We start from the raw sequence: 14,596 nt of genomic DNA on the forward strand, positions 1-14,596 counted from the left end.
CGAAGGGACCGCCCTTGGCAAGGGACCGCACCCGGGAGAACGACTATTCCGGCCAGTTGAGGCGTCTTCTGGTCTGGGTGCTCGCGTTGTGCCTGTTCGCGCTGTTCCTGTTGTGGCGCATCGACAGCCCCCGGATAGAGCGATTCCGCGCACAGGTGATCGACACCGTCGTGCCCAGCTTCGACTGGGCGATGGCACCGGTCACCGGCATGGTCAATCTCTTCCACGACTTCCAGAGCTACCAACGTATCTACCGCCAGAACCAGGAGCTGCGCCGCGAACTCCAGCAGATGAAGGCGTGGAAGGAAGCGGCGCTGCAACTGGAGCAGGAAAACGCGCGGCTTCTGGATCTCAACAACGTGCAGCTCGATCCCCGGCTTACTTTTGTCACCGGGGTCGTTCTGGCTGACAGCGGGTCGCCCTTCCGGCAGTCCGTTCTCATCAATGTCGGCGCGCGTGACGGTATCATGGATGGCTGGGCGGCCATGGACGGGCTGGGGCTTGTCGGGCGCATCTCCGGCGTTGGCGACAACACCAGCCGGGTGATTCTGCTCACCGACACGTCCAGCCGGATTCCAGTCACCGTGGAGCCCTCGGGCCAGCAGGCGCTGGTGTCGGGAGACAATACGCCGGCGCCCACGATCAGCTTCCTGGAGGCGCCGGACCGAGTGCGCCCGGGGGACCGCGTCGTGACGTCGGGCGACGGCGGGGTATTCCCCGCCGGGTTGCATGTGGGCCAGCTTACCAAGGATCCCGGGGGGCGGCTCCGGGTGCGTCTCGCGGCGGATTACGAGCGGCTTGAATTCCTTCGCGTCCTGCGCAACTGGCGGGATGAGCGCATCACCGACCCCGGCGGTCTGGTCGTGCCCGACGACCTGCCTGCCAGCGGCACATCCGGCGCGCTCGACGCCCCCGGAACCGAAGCAGCGAACCGGGAAGCCGCCGATGGCTGAACGCGGACAGGCCTATCTCTGGGCGATGCGGGCGCTGTATCTCGCTCTGTGCACGGGGCTTGTCTTCCTGCATCTCCTGCCGCTTGACACGCTGCCACGGGGATGGGCCGGGCCGGACATCATGCTGGCCATAACCTTCGCGTGGAGCCTCAGGCGCCCCGAGCTTGTTCCGCCCGTCCTGATTGCCCTGGTGTTCCTGCTCTGCGACCTGCTGTTCCACCGGCCCCCGGGCCTCTGGGCCGGGCTTGTGCTGATCGGCAGCCAGACGCTGCGCGCCCGCGCGCCCGACCTGCGCGACCTGACCTTCCCGGTCGAGTGGCTGAGCGTGGCAACGACGCTGGTGGCCATGACACTGGGATACCGCCTGATTCTCGGCGTCCTGATGGTCGACCAGGCACCGCTTGGACTGAGCCTGATGCAGATGGTGATGACCCTTGTGGCCTACCCGGTCGTCGTGCTGGTCTCGCAGTCGGTCCTGGGCGTGCGCAAGATCGCGCCCGGGGAACTCGACGCCATGAGGTCCGGCACATGAGACGGCCAAGCCGCGATACCGCCGAAAGCCACCGCCGGATTACCCGGCGGAGCCTGATACTGGGCGGCGCCATGACCACCGCGGTGGGGGCGCTGGCGCTGCGCATGCGCTTCCTTCAGGTGGAGCAATCCGACCAGTTTCGCCTTCTGGCCGACGAGAACCGCATCAACATCCGGCTCATCCCTCCGACGCGCGGGCGGATATTCGACCGAAACGGGGCGATCATAGCCGAGAACGTGCCGAGCTATCGCATCACCATGATCCGCGAAGAGGCCGGGGATGTCGACGAGATCATCTCGCGCCTGTCGCGGTTGGTCGACATCGAGGCGGACGAGCTGGAACGCGCCCGCCGCGACCTCGAGCGGCTGCGCGGCGACACGCCCGTGACGGTGGCCGACCGTGTCAGCTGGGAAGAGATCAGCCGCGTTGCCGTCAACACGCCTGCCCTGCCCGGCGTGACACCCGACGTGGGCCTGTCACGCCGCTATCCCCGCGGCAAGGCCTACGCGCACGTGGTCGGTTATGTCGGCCCGGTAAGCGACCGGGACCTTGAACGCATCGACGCACCCGACGCGCTGCTGCTGATACCGCGCTTCCAGATCGGCAAGATCGGGCTCGAGGCCGAGCGCGAGGAGATGCTGCGCGGCGAGGCGGGCACCAAGCGCGTCGAGGTGAATGCCGCCGGCCGTGTCATGCGCGAACTTGAACGGCAGGAGGGAACGTCCGGATCGGACATCCAGCTGACCATCGACGACGCGCTGCAGACATACACGCAGGCACGGCTGGGCGACGAAAGCGCGTCCGTCGTCGTGATGGATTGCGCCACCGGCGACCTTCTGGCTTGCGCCTCCTCACCCAGCTTCGATCCCAACCTGTTCGTGCGGGGCATCTCGGTCGCGAACTACAACGCCCTGCTGCAAGACGAACGCCGCCCTCTGCCGAACAAGGCGGTGCAGGGCATCTATCCGCCGGGCTCGACCTTCAAGATGGTCACGGCGCTCGCCGCGCTGGAGGACGGCCAGCTTGACCTCAACGAAACGGTCTATTGCCCCGGCCACATGGAGGTGAGCGGCCGCCGCTTCCATTGCTGGAAACGCGCGGGCCACGGCAACATGGACCTGCATCATTCGCTCAAGGAAAGCTGCGACGTCTACTATTACGAGATCGCGCAACGGGTCGGCATCGAGAAGATCACCGCGATGGCGCAGCGGCTCGGCCTCGGGGTCGCGCACGACCTTCCGCTGACATCGGTGGCCGCGGGCCTCACGCCCACCAAGGACTGGAAGATCGTCAACCGCGGGGCCGAATGGGTGATCGGCGACAGCGTGAACGCGGCCATCGGGCAGGGCTTCGTGCTCGCCTCGCCGCTGCAACTGGCGATCATGTCGGCACGGCTTGCCACGGGGCGCGGCGTTGTGCCCCGGCTCATCAAGTCGGTGGACGGGGTCGACCAGCCCAACAGCCCCGGCGCCCCCCTCGGACTGAACGAGAACATGCTGCGCGCGGTGCGCAAGTCTATGTACGCGGCGTCCAACGACCGTCGCGGCACCGCCTATTCCAGCCGGATCGTGGAGGACGCCTTTCGCATGGCGGGCAAGACGGGCACCAGCCAGGTCCGCAACATCACCACCGGCGAGCGCGCCCAAGGGGTGCGCCGCAACGAGGACCTGCCATGGGAACAGCGTGACCACGCCCTTTTCGTGAACTTCGCGCCCTACGACGAACCGCGCATCGCCGTCGCCGTGGTGGTCGAGCATGGCGGCGGCGGCTCGACCGCTGCAGCCCCGATCGCCCGTGACGTGACGCTGCAGGCGCTTTACGGCGAGGACCCGCCGCTTTCGGCCTACCCGGCGAAGGACCGCAACCGGATCAGCACCCAGCAGGAACGCCTGCGCCGGGCCCGCCCCGGACCTGCCGAGAACGGGAGCGACCGCGCGTGAGTTATCTCGAGTACACGGTCAAGACCACGCCCGCGGGGCTGCGCAAGGTCCTCCATTTCAACTGGGGGCTGGCGATCCTGCTCACCGCCGTGGCCGGCATCGGCTTCCTGATGCTCTACTCGGTCGCGGGCGGCTCCTTCTCGCCATGGGCCGAACCGCAGATGAAACGCTTCGCCGCGGGATTCGTGGCCATGTTCGCGGTGGCGATGGTCCCGATCTGGTTCTGGCGAAACATGTCCGCACTGGCATACGTCGCCTCGGTTCTGCTGCTCGTCGCGGTGGAGTTCTTCGGCATCGAGGGCAAGGGCGCACAGAGATGGCTCGACCTTGGCGTGATACGCCTGCAGCCGTCCGAACTGATGAAGATCAGCCTAATCATGGTGCTCGCCGCCTATTACGACTGGCTGCCCATGTCCCGCGTCTCGCGGCCCCTCTGGGTTCTGCTGCCGTTGGGCTTGATCCTCGCGCCCGTGGCGCTCGTCCTGCGGCAGCCCGATCTGGGCACGTCGATCCTTCTCATCGCGGGGGGCGGCATCCTGATGTTCCTTGCCGGGGTTCACTGGGCGTATTTCGCCGTGGTGATCGCCGCCGCCGCCGGGCTGGTCGCGGCCGTATTCCAAAGCCGCGGCACCGACTGGCAGATGCTCGCCGACTACCAGTACCGACGGATCGACACGTTCCTCGATCCGGCCTCTGATCCGCTCGGGGCGGGGTATCATGTCACGCAGTCGAAAATCGCGCTCGGCTCCGGCGGGTGGACCGGGCGCGGGTTCATGCAGGGCACGCAGTCCCGGCTGAACTTCCTGCCGGAAAAGCATACCGATTTCATCTTCACAACGCTGGCCGAAGAGTTCGGTTTTATCGGGGCGATTTCGCTCCTGTCCCTCTATGCCCTGATAACCGTCTTCTGCATCGTCTCGGCGCTTGCCAACCGCGACCGCTTCGCCTCGCTGCTGACGCTGGGGATCGCCGCGACCTTCTTCCTCTTCTTCGCGGTCAACATGTCGATGGTGATGGGGCTGGCCCCCGTGGTCGGGGTTCCGCTGCCGCTGGTCAGCTACGGCGGGTCGGCCATGCTGATCCTCATGCTGGGGTTTGGCCTGGTGCAGAGCGCCCATATTCACAGGCCGAGGTAAACCATGTCACTCAACGTACTGTTCGCCGCCAAGCCCGAGCGGTGGGAAAGCTACAAGACCCCGCTGGAAGCAGCGTTCGCGAACGCCGGGCTGGACGTGTCGATAACCACCGACAAAGCCCCCGAAACCGTCGACTACATCGTCTACGCGCCGGGCGGACCGGTGCAGGATTTCACCCCGTTCACGCGCTGCAAGGCGGTGATGAACCTGTGGGCCGGGGTCGAATCCATCGTGACCAACCCAACGCTCACGCAACCGCTCACGCGGATGGTCGACGAAGGCCTGTCCGTGGGGATGGCAGAATGGGTGACAGGCCACGCGATGCGTCACCACCTCGACATGGATCTCGATATCCTTCGTGCCGCCGGGGACTGGTCCCCGCATATCCCCCCGCTGGCAAAGGAACGCCCCGTCAGCATTCTCGGGCTTGGAGAACTCGGGCAGGCGGCGGCACGTATGCTCGCCGGTATCGGCTTTCCCGTGACGGGTTGGAGCCGTACGCCCAAGACGGTTGATGGCATTACCTGCCTGTCCGGCGAGGAAGGTCTGGAAACGGCACTTTCGACCGCGCAGATCCTCGTCCTGTTGTTGCCCGACACCCCGGCGACGCGTGACATACTTAACAAGGGGGCACTGGCCCGCCTGCCCCGGGGTGCGGTCATCCTCAACCCGGGGCGCGGGACGCTCATCGACGATGACGCGCTGCTGGCCGCGCTGAACGAGGGGCAGGTCAGTCATGCCACGCTCGACGTTTTCCGGCAGGAACCGCTGCCCGCTGACCATCCGTACTGGACCCATCCCCGGGTCACGGTCACCCCACACATCGCCGCCGAGACACGCCCCGAAACCGCCGCCCGGGTCATCGCCGAGAATATCCGCCGCTCCGAAGCAGGCGAACCGCTGCTCTACCTGGTGGATCGTGAACGGGGATACTGACCCATGGCGCGATGATCACGGCGGGCTCGGTCAGTCGCCCGCGATGAAGGCGGTCATCGTCCACTCCCCGTCGACCTGTTCGAAGATCGCGCGGTAATCGAGGTAGGCGCGCAGATAGTCCTCGTGCACGTAGCCTTTCGCGCCGTCGGTGCGTTCCACGCCGACATAGCTGGTGCCGCTTACCCAGTCGCGAAGTCGCACGACCTCGTGGTCGAGACGGTCCAGCACAGCGCCGTACCGGATCGGCCGCCCGCGCATCGCCACGCCGGTGCCGGTGACGAACAGCGCCTCGAAGGGATCGATGTCGTCAGGGGGAGCATAGGTGAAAGTGTAGGGCGCGACGAACCGCCTCTCGCCGTCGAAACGCCCGCCCATGCGCAGGACCGTTTCGAGGTCCGCCCAGTTTCGCTCACGCATGGCGGGGGCCTCGTGCCGGCGTTCCGGGGCGAAATCCTCCGACGGGACCTCGAGGAAATCACGCAGCGCCGCGCGTCCCGACGCCCCGCCAAAGCTCAGCCGGATGTTCTCGCTGGCCATGGACAGGATCGATTCGATGTCGCGCCCGACCACGGCCTCCAGAAGGCGGTCGCGATAGGCGGCGAAATCCGGCGCTTGCGTGGCCTCGTCCACCGGCGGGGCCGTGACGGGCTGCCCGGGCGCTGCCGTTGCCCAGAGAACCGCAGCAAGAAGAACGACAACCAGGCGCGTCATGGCCGGACTATCGCCAAGCGACGTGTGCCGGTCAACCGCCCGCCGGACAGGCCGCGCGCGGGTGGGCGTCTATTTCAGCCTCGGCGGACGGTCAGGATCGGACCCCGGTGTCAAAGCGGGCGCCTGAATGGCGCCTTCCGGCTCGGGCAGGTCGAAACGCAGCCCCACCCGGGCCAACCGCGCCGTCGCCGGGTCCTCGGCCCGGAAGAAGGCTACATCCAGCGCCGCGGCCTCCAGCCCCGAGAACTGCAAGACCTCCGAGATCGCGGCGGCGATGGCCTCCTCGGCGCCCGGAACGGCGTCGATGATGCCCAGAATATGCCCCCCGGCGCCGGTGTCATAGACCGCCCCGGCCAGATAGGCGTGCCCCGCCAGTCCCGCCGCGCTGGCCAGCCGCGCATCAAGGGCGCTCAACAGCCGCGCCGGCAATTCGCCGGGCGGGCGGACCTCGCGCAGCCTTGCCTCCACTTCCGCCGGGCGGTGGGACAGCATGTTCGCGAGCCAGCTCACGGCCTCCGCCGGCAGCAGGGTCTGAGTGGAGGCAACACCGAGGTTCAGGCCGACCCCCAACCCCTGACCCGCCAACATGGTGGCGACCGTGCGGCCGGAAAGCGCCACGTAAGGTGCCTCGCCACCGGCGAAGTGCGCCAGCCGATCCTCGCTGTCGAACACAAGCACATGGCTTTGCCCGTCGACCGCGACGGTCCTCGGCGTGACCTTGTCGGCCTCCGCCTCGGCCTCCAGCAACAGGAAAAGCTCTGACGCCGCGAAAGTGTGGTAGAAAGCAAGCCGCGGCTGTTCGTCATCGGGTGCGGCATTCATCGCGGCGAGCGCGGACTCCAGCCGGGTCTCATCGGTCATCAATCACCTCCCGCACACGCGCGCGCAGCTCGGGCAGCACCTCTGCCTCGAACCAGGGGTTCTTCTTGAGCCAGGCGGTGTTGCGCCACGACGGGTGCGGCAGCGCGAACACATCGGGCGCATGCGCCCGCCATGCCTTGACGGTCTCGGTGACGCCCGTTCGGACGCCCAGATGGTACTTGTGCGCATACCCGCCGACAAGCACACGCACCCGGACGCTGGACAGCGCGGCCATGACCTTGTCATGCCATGTCTGCCGGCATACCGACGGCGGTGGCAGATCGGATCCCTTCGCATCGTAGCCGGGAAAGCAGAACGCCATCGGCACCACCGCGACCCTGTCGAGATCGTAGAACGCATCGCGCGACAAACCCATCCAGTCTCGCAGGCGCTCGCCGGACGGATCGTCGAAGGGCTTGCCGGACGCGTGCACGCGCATCCCCGGCGCCTGTCCCGCAATCAGGACCCGCGCGCCGGGACGGAACCAGACCACGGGTCGCGGCGCATGGGCGGTGGCGGTTGCGGCGAACCGGTCCGAGCATAGCCGGCAGGCCGCGATGTCCTCGGCCAGCCCTGTCACTCACGCGACCTTCACGCCCGCGTCGGCCATTTCCGTCAGCGCGGCGGCAAGCGACCCGTCGAGGTCGATGCCGCGGCACAGGTCGGTGCGCACCGTGACGGCATAGCCCAGCTTGGCCGCGTCGAGCGCCGACCACTTGACGCAGAAATCGGTCGCCAGCCCCACGATCGTGAGCGTGTCGATCCCGCGCTCCTGCAGATACCCGTGCAGTCCCGTCGGCGTCTCGTGGTCGTTCTCGTAGAAGGCCGAATAGCTGTCGATCCCGGCATCATACCCCTTGCGCAGGATCACGTCGGCGCGGGTCGTGTCCAGATCGTCGTGCAAGGCAGCCCCGCGGGTGCCCTGCACGCAGTGATCCGGCCACAGGATCTGCGGGCCATAGGCCATTTCAACGGTGTCGAAGGGCGCCTTGGCCGCATGGCTGGAGGCAAAAGAGGAATGCCCGGCCGGGTGCCAGTCCTGCGTCAGGACAACCGCGGGAAACCCGGCCATCGCGGCGTTGATGCCCGGCACGATCACGTCACCTTCCTCCACCGCGAGTGCCCCGCCGGGACAGAAATCGTATTGCAGGTCGACGGCGATAAGGGCATGGGTCATGGGCGGTCCTTTCCGATTGCCCGAGAGGTATGCGGCGGGGCGGTCCGCGTCAACGCCGCCCCTTGCGGCATGAAGGCACCCGGCGTAGATCATCCCGGCATGTACACCATTGCCGCCCTCTATCATTTCACCCGGTTCGATGATCCCGCCGCGCTGCGCATGCCGCTGCTGCAGCTATGCGAACGCGAGCGGATCTCGGGTTCGCTGCTGCTGGCGCACGAGGGGATCAACGGAACGGTCGCCGGACCCCGCGAGGGGATAGACCGGGTCATCGCCCATATCCGCGCCCTGCCCGGCTGCGCCGATCTGGAATGGAAGCGGAGCGAGAGCGCCGCGCCGCCCTTCCGCCGCCTCAAGGTCCGACTGAAACGGGAAATCGTGACGATGGGCCAGCCGGATGTCGACCCCAAGGCACGGGTCGGGCACTACGTGGCGCCACAGGACTGGAACGCGCTGATCCGTGCCCCCGACGTGGCGGTGATCGACACGCGCAACGACTACGAGGTGGCGATCGGCACGTTCGAAGGCGCCATCAACCCCGGCACCGAGAGCTTCCGAGATTTTCCCGCCTGGTGGGAGGCCAACAAGCACCGCTTCCACAACAAGCGGATCGCGATGTTCTGCACCGGCGGCATCCGCTGCGAGAAATCCACCAACTACCTGCTTTCGCAGGGGGTGGAGGATGTCTACCACCTCAAGGGCGGCATCCTGAAATATCTCGAGGATGTGCCGGAGGAGGACAGCACGTGGCAGGGCGCCTGCTTCGTCTTCGACGACCGCGTGTCGGTGGGCCACGGTCTGGCAGAAGGCCCGCACGAGCTCTGCCATGCCTGCCGCCGCCCCGTCCTGCCGGAGGACATGGACCGCCCCGACTACGAGCACGGCGTGTCCTGCCATCACTGCATCGACGAGACGAGCGAGGCTGACAAGGCGCGCTTCCGCGAACGGCAAAAGCAGATCGCGCTGGCCGAGGCGCGCGGCGAGACACACATCAAGATCGCGCACCAGGGCTGAGCGCACCCGGCCTCAGGCCACCCCGGCGCGCAGGGCGTCGTGGATGTGAACAAGCCCTTTCAGCCGGCCTGTCCCGTCAACCGCGAACAGCGTCGATATCTTGTTGGCGTTCATGATTCCGAGCGCCTCGGTCAGCAGCGCGTCGGGCGCAATGGTCCGCGGGCTGCGGGTAGCGACCTCACCCGCGCTGCGCGCCATCAGGTCGTCCAGGTTGCGCCGCAGGTCGCCATCGGTGATGACCCCCACAAGCTGGCCGTCCTCCACCACCGCGGCCACGCCGAACCCCTTGGCAGTCATCTCCAGCAGGGTCTGACCCATCGGCGTGTCCTCGGACACTACCGGCAGTTCCGCCCCGGTATGCATCACGGCCGATACCCTCAGCAGCTGCGCCCCGAGTGTCCCGCCGGGGTGGAAGGCAAGGTAACTGTCCCTGTCGAACCCCCGCAACCGCATCAACGCCACGGCGAGCGCATCGCCAAGTGCCAGGGTGCAGGTGGTCGAGGTGGTCGGCGCCATTCCGATCGCACAGGCCTCGGGGGCGTCAGGCAGTGCCAGAACGTGATCCGCCTGTCGCCCCAGCGTGCTGTCGGCCGTCCTCGTGATGGCAACCATCGGGATCGCGAAGCGCCGGGTATGGCCGATGATATCGGCCAGTTCCCGCGTCTCGCCCGAGTTGGAAATCAGGATCGCGGCATCCTCGCGCGTCAGCATGCCAAGATCACCATGGCTCGCTTCGCCGGGATGGACGTATTGCGCCGGGGTGCCCGTGCTGGCCATCGTGGCCGCGATCTTGGCCGCAACGTGACCGGACTTGCCCATGCCAGACACGATCACGCGCCCCCGGATTCCCAGCAGCAGCGCCACCACGTCGTCGAAACTGCCCGGCAACTCGTCGCGCAGCCGGGCGAGCGCCGCGCCCTCGATGGCAAGCACGTCGCGGGCGATATCGGTGGGGCTGTCGCTGTCGGTCATGGGCCGGCTCCGGGGCACTGTGCGGCGCAGTCCTACCGCGCCGCCGGGCCGAGGCCAAGCCCCGTCCGATTTCCGGGTGGTCAACCGTGGACGACCCCTCTAACGTCGCCGCCATGACCGGGCCCGACGTCCTCGACAGCCGTTATTCATGGTTCCGTCTCGCCGTTTCGCTTCTGATCGCGGCGGTGGGCAATGTCGGCATATGGGCGGTGGTCATGGTGATGCCGTCGGTACAAAGCGAGTTCGGAATCGACCGCGCCGACGCCTCCCTTCCCTACACGATGACGATGCTGGGTTACGCGATCGGCAATTTCGCGGTCGGCCGCGTCATCGACCGCTTCGGCGTCACGCTGGCGCTCGTCATGGCGGCGCTCGTCATAGCGTCGGCCATGGGGCTGGCGGCAACAAGCCCCTCCATCATCCTGTTTGCCGTTCTGCAGGTCGCCATCGGGGTCGGGACGGGGGCCAGCTTCGGACCGCTCATCGCCGACGTCTCGCTGTGGTTTCTCAAGCGGCGCGGTATCGCCGTGGCGATCACCGCCAGCGGCAATTACCTGTCCGGCGCGATCTGGCCGGTGGTGCTGGCGGGCGTGCTGGAAGAGGATGGCTGGCGCGCGGTATATGCCGCGCTGGCGCTCATCACGGTGGCCACCATCATTCCCCTGTCGTTCCTGCTGCGCCGCCGCGTCCCGCCGGAGGCGCGCGCCCACGCCGACGAGATCTCGACAATGCGGGCCAAGGCCGCCGGGTTTCCGCCGCGAACGCTGATGCTGATGCTGGGGCTGGCCGGTGTCGGCTGCTGCGTGGCGATGGCGATGCCGCAGGTGCACATCGTCAGCCTCTGCACCGATCTGGGGTACGGCCCTGCCGTCGGCGGGCAGATGCTGTCGATGATGCTGCTTGGCGGGGCGGCATCCCGGCTGGTCTTCGGGATGGTGGCCGACAGGTTCGGCGGGGTCAGAACGCTGCTCATCGGCTCGGCGCTGCAATGCATGGCGTTGTTTCTCTACCTGCCGGCGGGGGGCATGGTCTCTCTCTACATCGTCAGCACGGTCTTCGGGTTGTCACAGGGCGGGATCGTGCCCTCCTACGCGCTGGTCGTGCGTGAATACATGCCCAGCGCCGAAGCGGGGCGCCGCGTGGGGTTCGTGATGATGCTGACGATCCTCGGCATGGCGCTTGGCGGCTGGATGTCGGGCTGGATATTCGACATGACGGGGAGCTACCAGCTGGCGTTCGTCAACGGCATCGCGTTCAATTTCCTAAATATCGGGATCATGGTCCTGATCCTTTTGCGCACGCGGCCACGGCGGCCCGCCGCGACCGCCGCCTGACAGCGGCCGGGGGCGTTTATCGCGAAGACGCCCGAGAGGGCGGATGAGCGCCTCCCTTTTCAGAAGAAGCTCTGCGGGTCGATATCCACGCTCAGCCGGAACTGGGCGGATCCGCGCACGGTTGCGATCCACTGCGCGATCGGCCCCTGCAGCGCCACGCCCTTGGGGGCCTTGACCAGCAGCCGCACGCGATGGCGCCCGCGCACCCGGGCGATGGGCGCGGGGGCGGGGCCAAAGACCTGCGCGCCGGCCGCCTGCAGCGGCGCGGCATTGCGCGCAAGGTGGTTGCCGATGTCGAAGGCCTCCTGCATGTCGGTGGACGACAGGACGATCCCCGCCATTCGGCCGAAGGGCGGCACGGCGGCCTGCCGTCGCTCCGCCGCCTCGGCGCGCCAGAACCCTTCCTCGTCGCCAGACAGGATCGCCCGGATTACCGGGTGCTCGGGCTGGAAGGTCTGGATCAGCGCCGTCCCGGGCCGGTCGGTGCGCCCGGCCCGTCCGGCCACCTGCCGGATAAGCTGGAAGGTCCGCTCGGCCGCGCGCAGGTCCGACCCCTGCAACCCCAGGTCGGCATCGATCACGCCCACCAGCGTCAGCAGCGGAAAGTTGTGGCCCTTGGCGACCAGCTGCGTACCGATGATGATGTCCGCGCCACCAGCCGCGATATCGGCGATCTGGTCTTTCAACGCGCGGGCCGAGCCGAACATGTCCGACGACAGCGTGGCGATCCGCGCGTCAGGGAACAGTGCCGCCGCTTCCTCCGCCATGCGCTCGACGCCCGGCCCGACCGCGGCGAGCCGGTCCTCGGCCCCGCAGCCCGGGCACGCGGTCGGCATGGGCCGCGTCTCACCGCACTGATGGCACATCAGCCGCCCCAGAAAACGGTGCTCGACCATGCGCGCGTCGCATTGCGCGCACCCGATCTGGTGGCCGCAGGCCCGGCAGATCGTGACCGGCGCATAACCGCGCCGGTTGAGGAACAACAACGCCTGCTCGCCGGAACCGATCCGGGACTCGACGGCCTGCTGCAGGCTGGGCGAGATCCAGCGGCTCGACGGCAGCGTCTCTGCCCGCATGTCGATCGCCCGCATCTCGGGCATGACCGCCGCACCGAACCGCGCGGTCAGGTCAAGCCGCGCGTATTTGCCGGCTTCGGCGTTCACCCAGCTTTCCAGGCTCGGTGTGGCCGAGGCCAGCACCACCTGCGCACCGCAGATGCTGGCGCGCAGCACGGCCATGTCACGGGCATTGTAGAGCACGCCTTCCTCCTGCTTGTAGGAGGTATCGTGCTCCTCGTCGACGACGACCAACCCGAGGTCACGGAACGGCAGGAACAGCGCCGACCGCGCCCCCACGACCATCTGGCATCCACCCTGTCCGACCATCTTCCAGATGCGGCGCCGCTCGGTCATCGTCGCACCCGAATGCCATTCCGCGGGCCGGGCGCCGAAACGCGCCTCCACGCGCGAGAGGAACTCTGTCGTCAGCGCGATCTCGGGCAGCAGCACGAGCGCCTGCCGCCCTTGGCGCAGGGTTTCGGCCACCGCCTCCAGGTAGACCTCCGTCTTTCCCGAGCCGGTGACGCCCCGCAACAGCGTCGTGCCATAACCGCCCGCGCGCACGCTCTCGCGCAGGCACGCCGCCGCCCCCGCCTGTTCCCCGGTCAGGGCCACGCCCGCGCGCTCGGGGTCGAGCCGCGGATAGGGGGTGTCGCGGGGGGCGGAGTCCTCTTGCACCGCCCCCTGCTTGACCAGCCCCTTGACGACCGAGCCAGACACGCCGGCCTGTTGGGCCAGCTCGGTCAGCGTGAAGGCAAGACCGCCGTAGGCGTCGAGAACCTCAAGCACCCGCCGGCGCGCGTCGGTCATGCGCTCGGGCGCTGCATCGCCGGGGCGGTACACCTTGCGCATGGATGGCGGATCGCCAAGCCCCGGCGCGCGGGTGGCAAGCCGCAGCATCGCCGGCAACGGCGTCAGCGTGTAATCGCCCGCCCGTGTCAGGAAATCCTGCATTTCCGCCCGCATCGGCGCGACGTCGAGCACGCGGGTTACGGGCCGGATCTTGTTCGCGTCGATATCGCCGCGCCCGGCCCCCCAGACAACGCCCAGCACCCGGCGCGAACCGAGCGGCACCTCGACGAAAGCGCCGGCATGGCAGCCGCCTTCGGGCGCGCGGTAGTCCAGCAACCGGTCAAGCGGCTGCGCCGTCAGCACGCCAACCAGCTCTCCTTCGGCAAAGAATCCGGGCGCGTCGGTCACGCAAACGTTCCTTCTAGGGTTTCGACAAGGTCCACCATGGGGTAAACGCAAACCTGACAAACCCCAAGCCGCTTGAAAGGTCAGCCGATGAAGTTTTTCGTGGATACCGCCGATGTCGACGCGATCGCCGAACTCAACGACCTTGGCATGGTCGACGGCGTGACCACCAACCCCTCGCTGATCCTGAAATCGGGCCGCGACATCACCGAGGTGACCCGCGAAATCGCCGGGATGGTCGACGGCCCCGTCAGTGCCGAGGTGGTCGCGCTCAAGGCCGACGAGATGATCGCCGAAGGCCGCGAACTGGCCAAGATCGCCGAGAACATCGCGGTCAAGGTGCCGCTGACATGGGACGGTCTCAAGGCGTGCAAGGCGCTCTCGGGCGAGGGCCGCATGGTCAACGTCACGCTGTGCTTTTCGGCCAACCAAGCACTGCTGGCGGCCAAGGCCGGGGCGAGCTTCATCTCGCCCTTCATCGGGCGGCTTGACGACATCAACCTCGACGGCATGCAGCTGATTGCCGACATCCGCCAGATCTATGACAACTACGGTTTCGAAACGGAAATCCTCGCGGCCTCCATCCGCAGCGTGAACCATGCCTGCGAGGCGGCGCGCATCGGGTCGGACATCATGACCGCGCCGCCCGACGTGATCAAGAAGATGGCCCAGCACCCGCTGACCGACAAGGGGCTCGAGGCCTTCCTCAAGGACTGGGAAAAAACAGGGCAGAAAATACTGTGACGCCGTGATATAAGGGCCGAAACAAGAAAGA

At 67.4% G+C, this 14,596-nt stretch carries 14 protein-coding genes; 8 read left to right on the top strand and 6 right to left on the bottom strand.

The annotated features are described in order from the left end of the window. The first annotated feature begins 14 nt into the window (after positions 1 to 14). From mreC to ACH13J_RS07660, 5 genes are read left to right on the top strand one after another with little or no spacing between them, the layout of a single operon-like run. Positions 15 to 953 carry a rod shape-determining protein MreC gene (gene mreC, locus ACH13J_RS07640; RefSeq protein ID WP_397542730.1) on the top strand — a complete coding sequence of 313 codons (939 nt, stop codon included), beginning with the start codon at positions 15 to 17 and terminating at the stop codon, positions 951 to 953. Beyond that, positions 946 to 1,485, top strand: coding sequence for a rod shape-determining protein MreD (locus tag ACH13J_RS07645; RefSeq protein WP_397542731.1), 540 nt, complete (start codon positions 946 to 948; stop codon positions 1,483 to 1,485). Before mreC ends, ACH13J_RS07645 begins: the two co-directional genes overlap by 8 nt. Continuing rightward, positions 1,482 to 3,425: a penicillin-binding protein 2 gene (gene mrdA, locus ACH13J_RS07650; protein ID WP_397542732.1), complete on the top strand. Its 1,944-nt coding sequence runs from the start codon at positions 1,482 to 1,484 to the stop codon at positions 3,423 to 3,425. Before ACH13J_RS07645 ends, mrdA begins: the two co-directional genes overlap by 4 nt. Then, positions 3,422 to 4,561, top strand: a complete 1,140-nt coding sequence (gene rodA, locus ACH13J_RS07655) for a rod shape-determining protein RodA (protein WP_397542733.1) — start codon at positions 3,422 to 3,424, stop codon at positions 4,559 to 4,561. Before mrdA ends, rodA begins: the two co-directional genes overlap by 4 nt. Positions 4,562 to 4,564: 3 nt before the next feature. After that, positions 4,565 to 5,497 (top strand): NAD(P)-dependent oxidoreductase, encoded by a 933-nt coding sequence (locus ACH13J_RS07660; protein ID WP_397542734.1) that lies wholly within the window; start codon positions 4,565 to 4,567, stop codon positions 5,495 to 5,497. Positions 5,498 to 5,527: 30 nt separating this feature from the next. Here the strand turns inward: ACH13J_RS07660 and ACH13J_RS07665 are convergent, their stop codons facing one another. The 4 genes from ACH13J_RS07665 to pncA all read right to left on the bottom strand — a co-directional run bounded on the left by ACH13J_RS07665 (position 5,528) and on the right by pncA (position 8,246). Beyond that, on the bottom strand, positions 5,528 to 6,208 hold the full coding sequence (locus ACH13J_RS07665) for a hypothetical protein (RefSeq protein WP_397542735.1): 681 nt from the start codon (positions 6,206 to 6,208) through the stop codon (positions 5,528 to 5,530). 69 nt (positions 6,209 to 6,277) lie between these two features. Continuing rightward, positions 6,278 to 7,069 carry an SseB family protein gene (locus ACH13J_RS07670; RefSeq protein WP_397542736.1) on the bottom strand — a complete coding sequence of 264 codons (792 nt, stop codon included), beginning with the start codon at positions 7,067 to 7,069 and terminating at the stop codon, positions 6,278 to 6,280. Then, positions 7,059 to 7,649 (bottom strand): uracil-DNA glycosylase family protein, encoded by a 591-nt coding sequence (locus ACH13J_RS07675; protein ID WP_397542737.1) that lies wholly within the window; start codon positions 7,647 to 7,649, stop codon positions 7,059 to 7,061. The genes ACH13J_RS07670 and ACH13J_RS07675 overlap by 11 nt, the downstream gene beginning before the upstream one ends. Continuing rightward, positions 7,650 to 8,246: a bifunctional nicotinamidase/pyrazinamidase gene (gene pncA, locus ACH13J_RS07680; RefSeq protein ID WP_397542738.1), complete on the bottom strand. Its 597-nt coding sequence runs from the start codon at positions 8,244 to 8,246 to the stop codon at positions 7,650 to 7,652. It lies immediately after the preceding gene. Between the two features lie 99 nt (positions 8,247 to 8,345). Here pncA and trhO point away from each other — a divergent pair, with 99 nt between their 5' ends. Next, positions 8,346 to 9,260 (top strand): oxygen-dependent tRNA uridine(34) hydroxylase TrhO, encoded by a 915-nt coding sequence (gene trhO / locus ACH13J_RS07685; protein ID WP_397542739.1) that lies wholly within the window; start codon positions 8,346 to 8,348, stop codon positions 9,258 to 9,260. 12 nt (positions 9,261 to 9,272) lie between these two features. Here trhO and ACH13J_RS07690 read toward each other — a convergent pair whose 3' ends face one another. Beyond that, complete coding sequence (locus ACH13J_RS07690) at positions 9,273 to 10,232, bottom strand: KpsF/GutQ family sugar-phosphate isomerase (RefSeq protein WP_397542740.1); 960 nt, start codon at positions 10,230 to 10,232, stop codon at positions 9,273 to 9,275. Between the two features lie 113 nt (positions 10,233 to 10,345). Between ACH13J_RS07690 and ACH13J_RS07695 the strand changes: the two genes are divergently transcribed. Further along, positions 10,346 to 11,566, top strand: a complete 1,221-nt coding sequence (locus ACH13J_RS07695) for an MFS transporter (protein ID WP_397542765.1) — start codon at positions 10,346 to 10,348, stop codon at positions 11,564 to 11,566. A 59-nt stretch (positions 11,567 to 11,625) separates the two neighbouring features. On the opposite strand, the gene ACH13J_RS07700 is transcribed toward ACH13J_RS07695, so the two are convergent. Then, positions 11,626 to 13,824 (bottom strand): primosomal protein N', encoded by a 2,199-nt coding sequence (locus ACH13J_RS07700; protein WP_397542741.1) that lies wholly within the window; start codon positions 13,822 to 13,824, stop codon positions 11,626 to 11,628. 87 nt (positions 13,825 to 13,911) lie between these two features. Here ACH13J_RS07700 and fsa point away from each other — a divergent pair, with 87 nt between their 5' ends. Then, the gene (gene fsa / locus ACH13J_RS07705; protein ID WP_397542742.1) at positions 13,912 to 14,565 is read left to right on the top strand and encodes a fructose-6-phosphate aldolase; all 654 of its coding nucleotides are present in this window, start codon (positions 13,912 to 13,914) and stop codon (positions 14,563 to 14,565) included. Positions 14,566 to 14,596 lie beyond the last annotated feature (31 nt).

The sequence above is a fragment of the Roseovarius salis genome, assembly GCF_044472985.1.
In the GTDB taxonomy this organism is placed as follows: domain Bacteria; phylum Pseudomonadota; class Alphaproteobacteria; order Rhodobacterales; family Rhodobacteraceae; genus Roseovarius; species Roseovarius salis.

Excerpts from the sequence above, each read along its gene's own strand:
- ACH13J_RS07645 (WP_397542731.1), top strand. The coding sequence starts at position 946 with ATGGCTGAACGCGGACAGGCCTATCTCTGGGCGATGCGGGCGCTGTAT.
- mrdA (WP_397542732.1), top strand. The coding sequence starts at position 1,482 with ATGAGACGGCCAAGCCGCGATACCGCCGAAAGCCACCGCCGGATTACC.
- ACH13J_RS07660 (WP_397542734.1), top strand. The coding sequence starts at position 4,565 with ATGTCACTCAACGTACTGTTCGCCGCCAAGCCCGAGCGGTGGGAAAGC.
- ACH13J_RS07665 (WP_397542735.1), bottom strand. The coding sequence starts at position 6,208 with ATGACGCGCCTGGTTGTCGTTCTTCTTGCTGCGGTTCTCTGGGCAACG.
- ACH13J_RS07670 (WP_397542736.1), bottom strand. The coding sequence starts at position 7,069 with ATGACCGATGAGACCCGGCTGGAGTCCGCGCTCGCCGCGATGAATGCC.
- pncA (WP_397542738.1), bottom strand. The coding sequence starts at position 8,246 with ATGACCCATGCCCTTATCGCCGTCGACCTGCAATACGATTTCTGTCCC.
- trhO (WP_397542739.1), top strand. The coding sequence starts at position 8,346 with ATGTACACCATTGCCGCCCTCTATCATTTCACCCGGTTCGATGATCCC.
- ACH13J_RS07690 (WP_397542740.1), bottom strand. The coding sequence starts at position 10,232 with ATGACCGACAGCGACAGCCCCACCGATATCGCCCGCGACGTGCTTGCC.
- ACH13J_RS07695 (WP_397542765.1), top strand. The coding sequence starts at position 10,346 with ATGACCGGGCCCGACGTCCTCGACAGCCGTTATTCATGGTTCCGTCTC.
- fsa (WP_397542742.1), top strand. The coding sequence starts at position 13,912 with ATGAAGTTTTTCGTGGATACCGCCGATGTCGACGCGATCGCCGAACTC.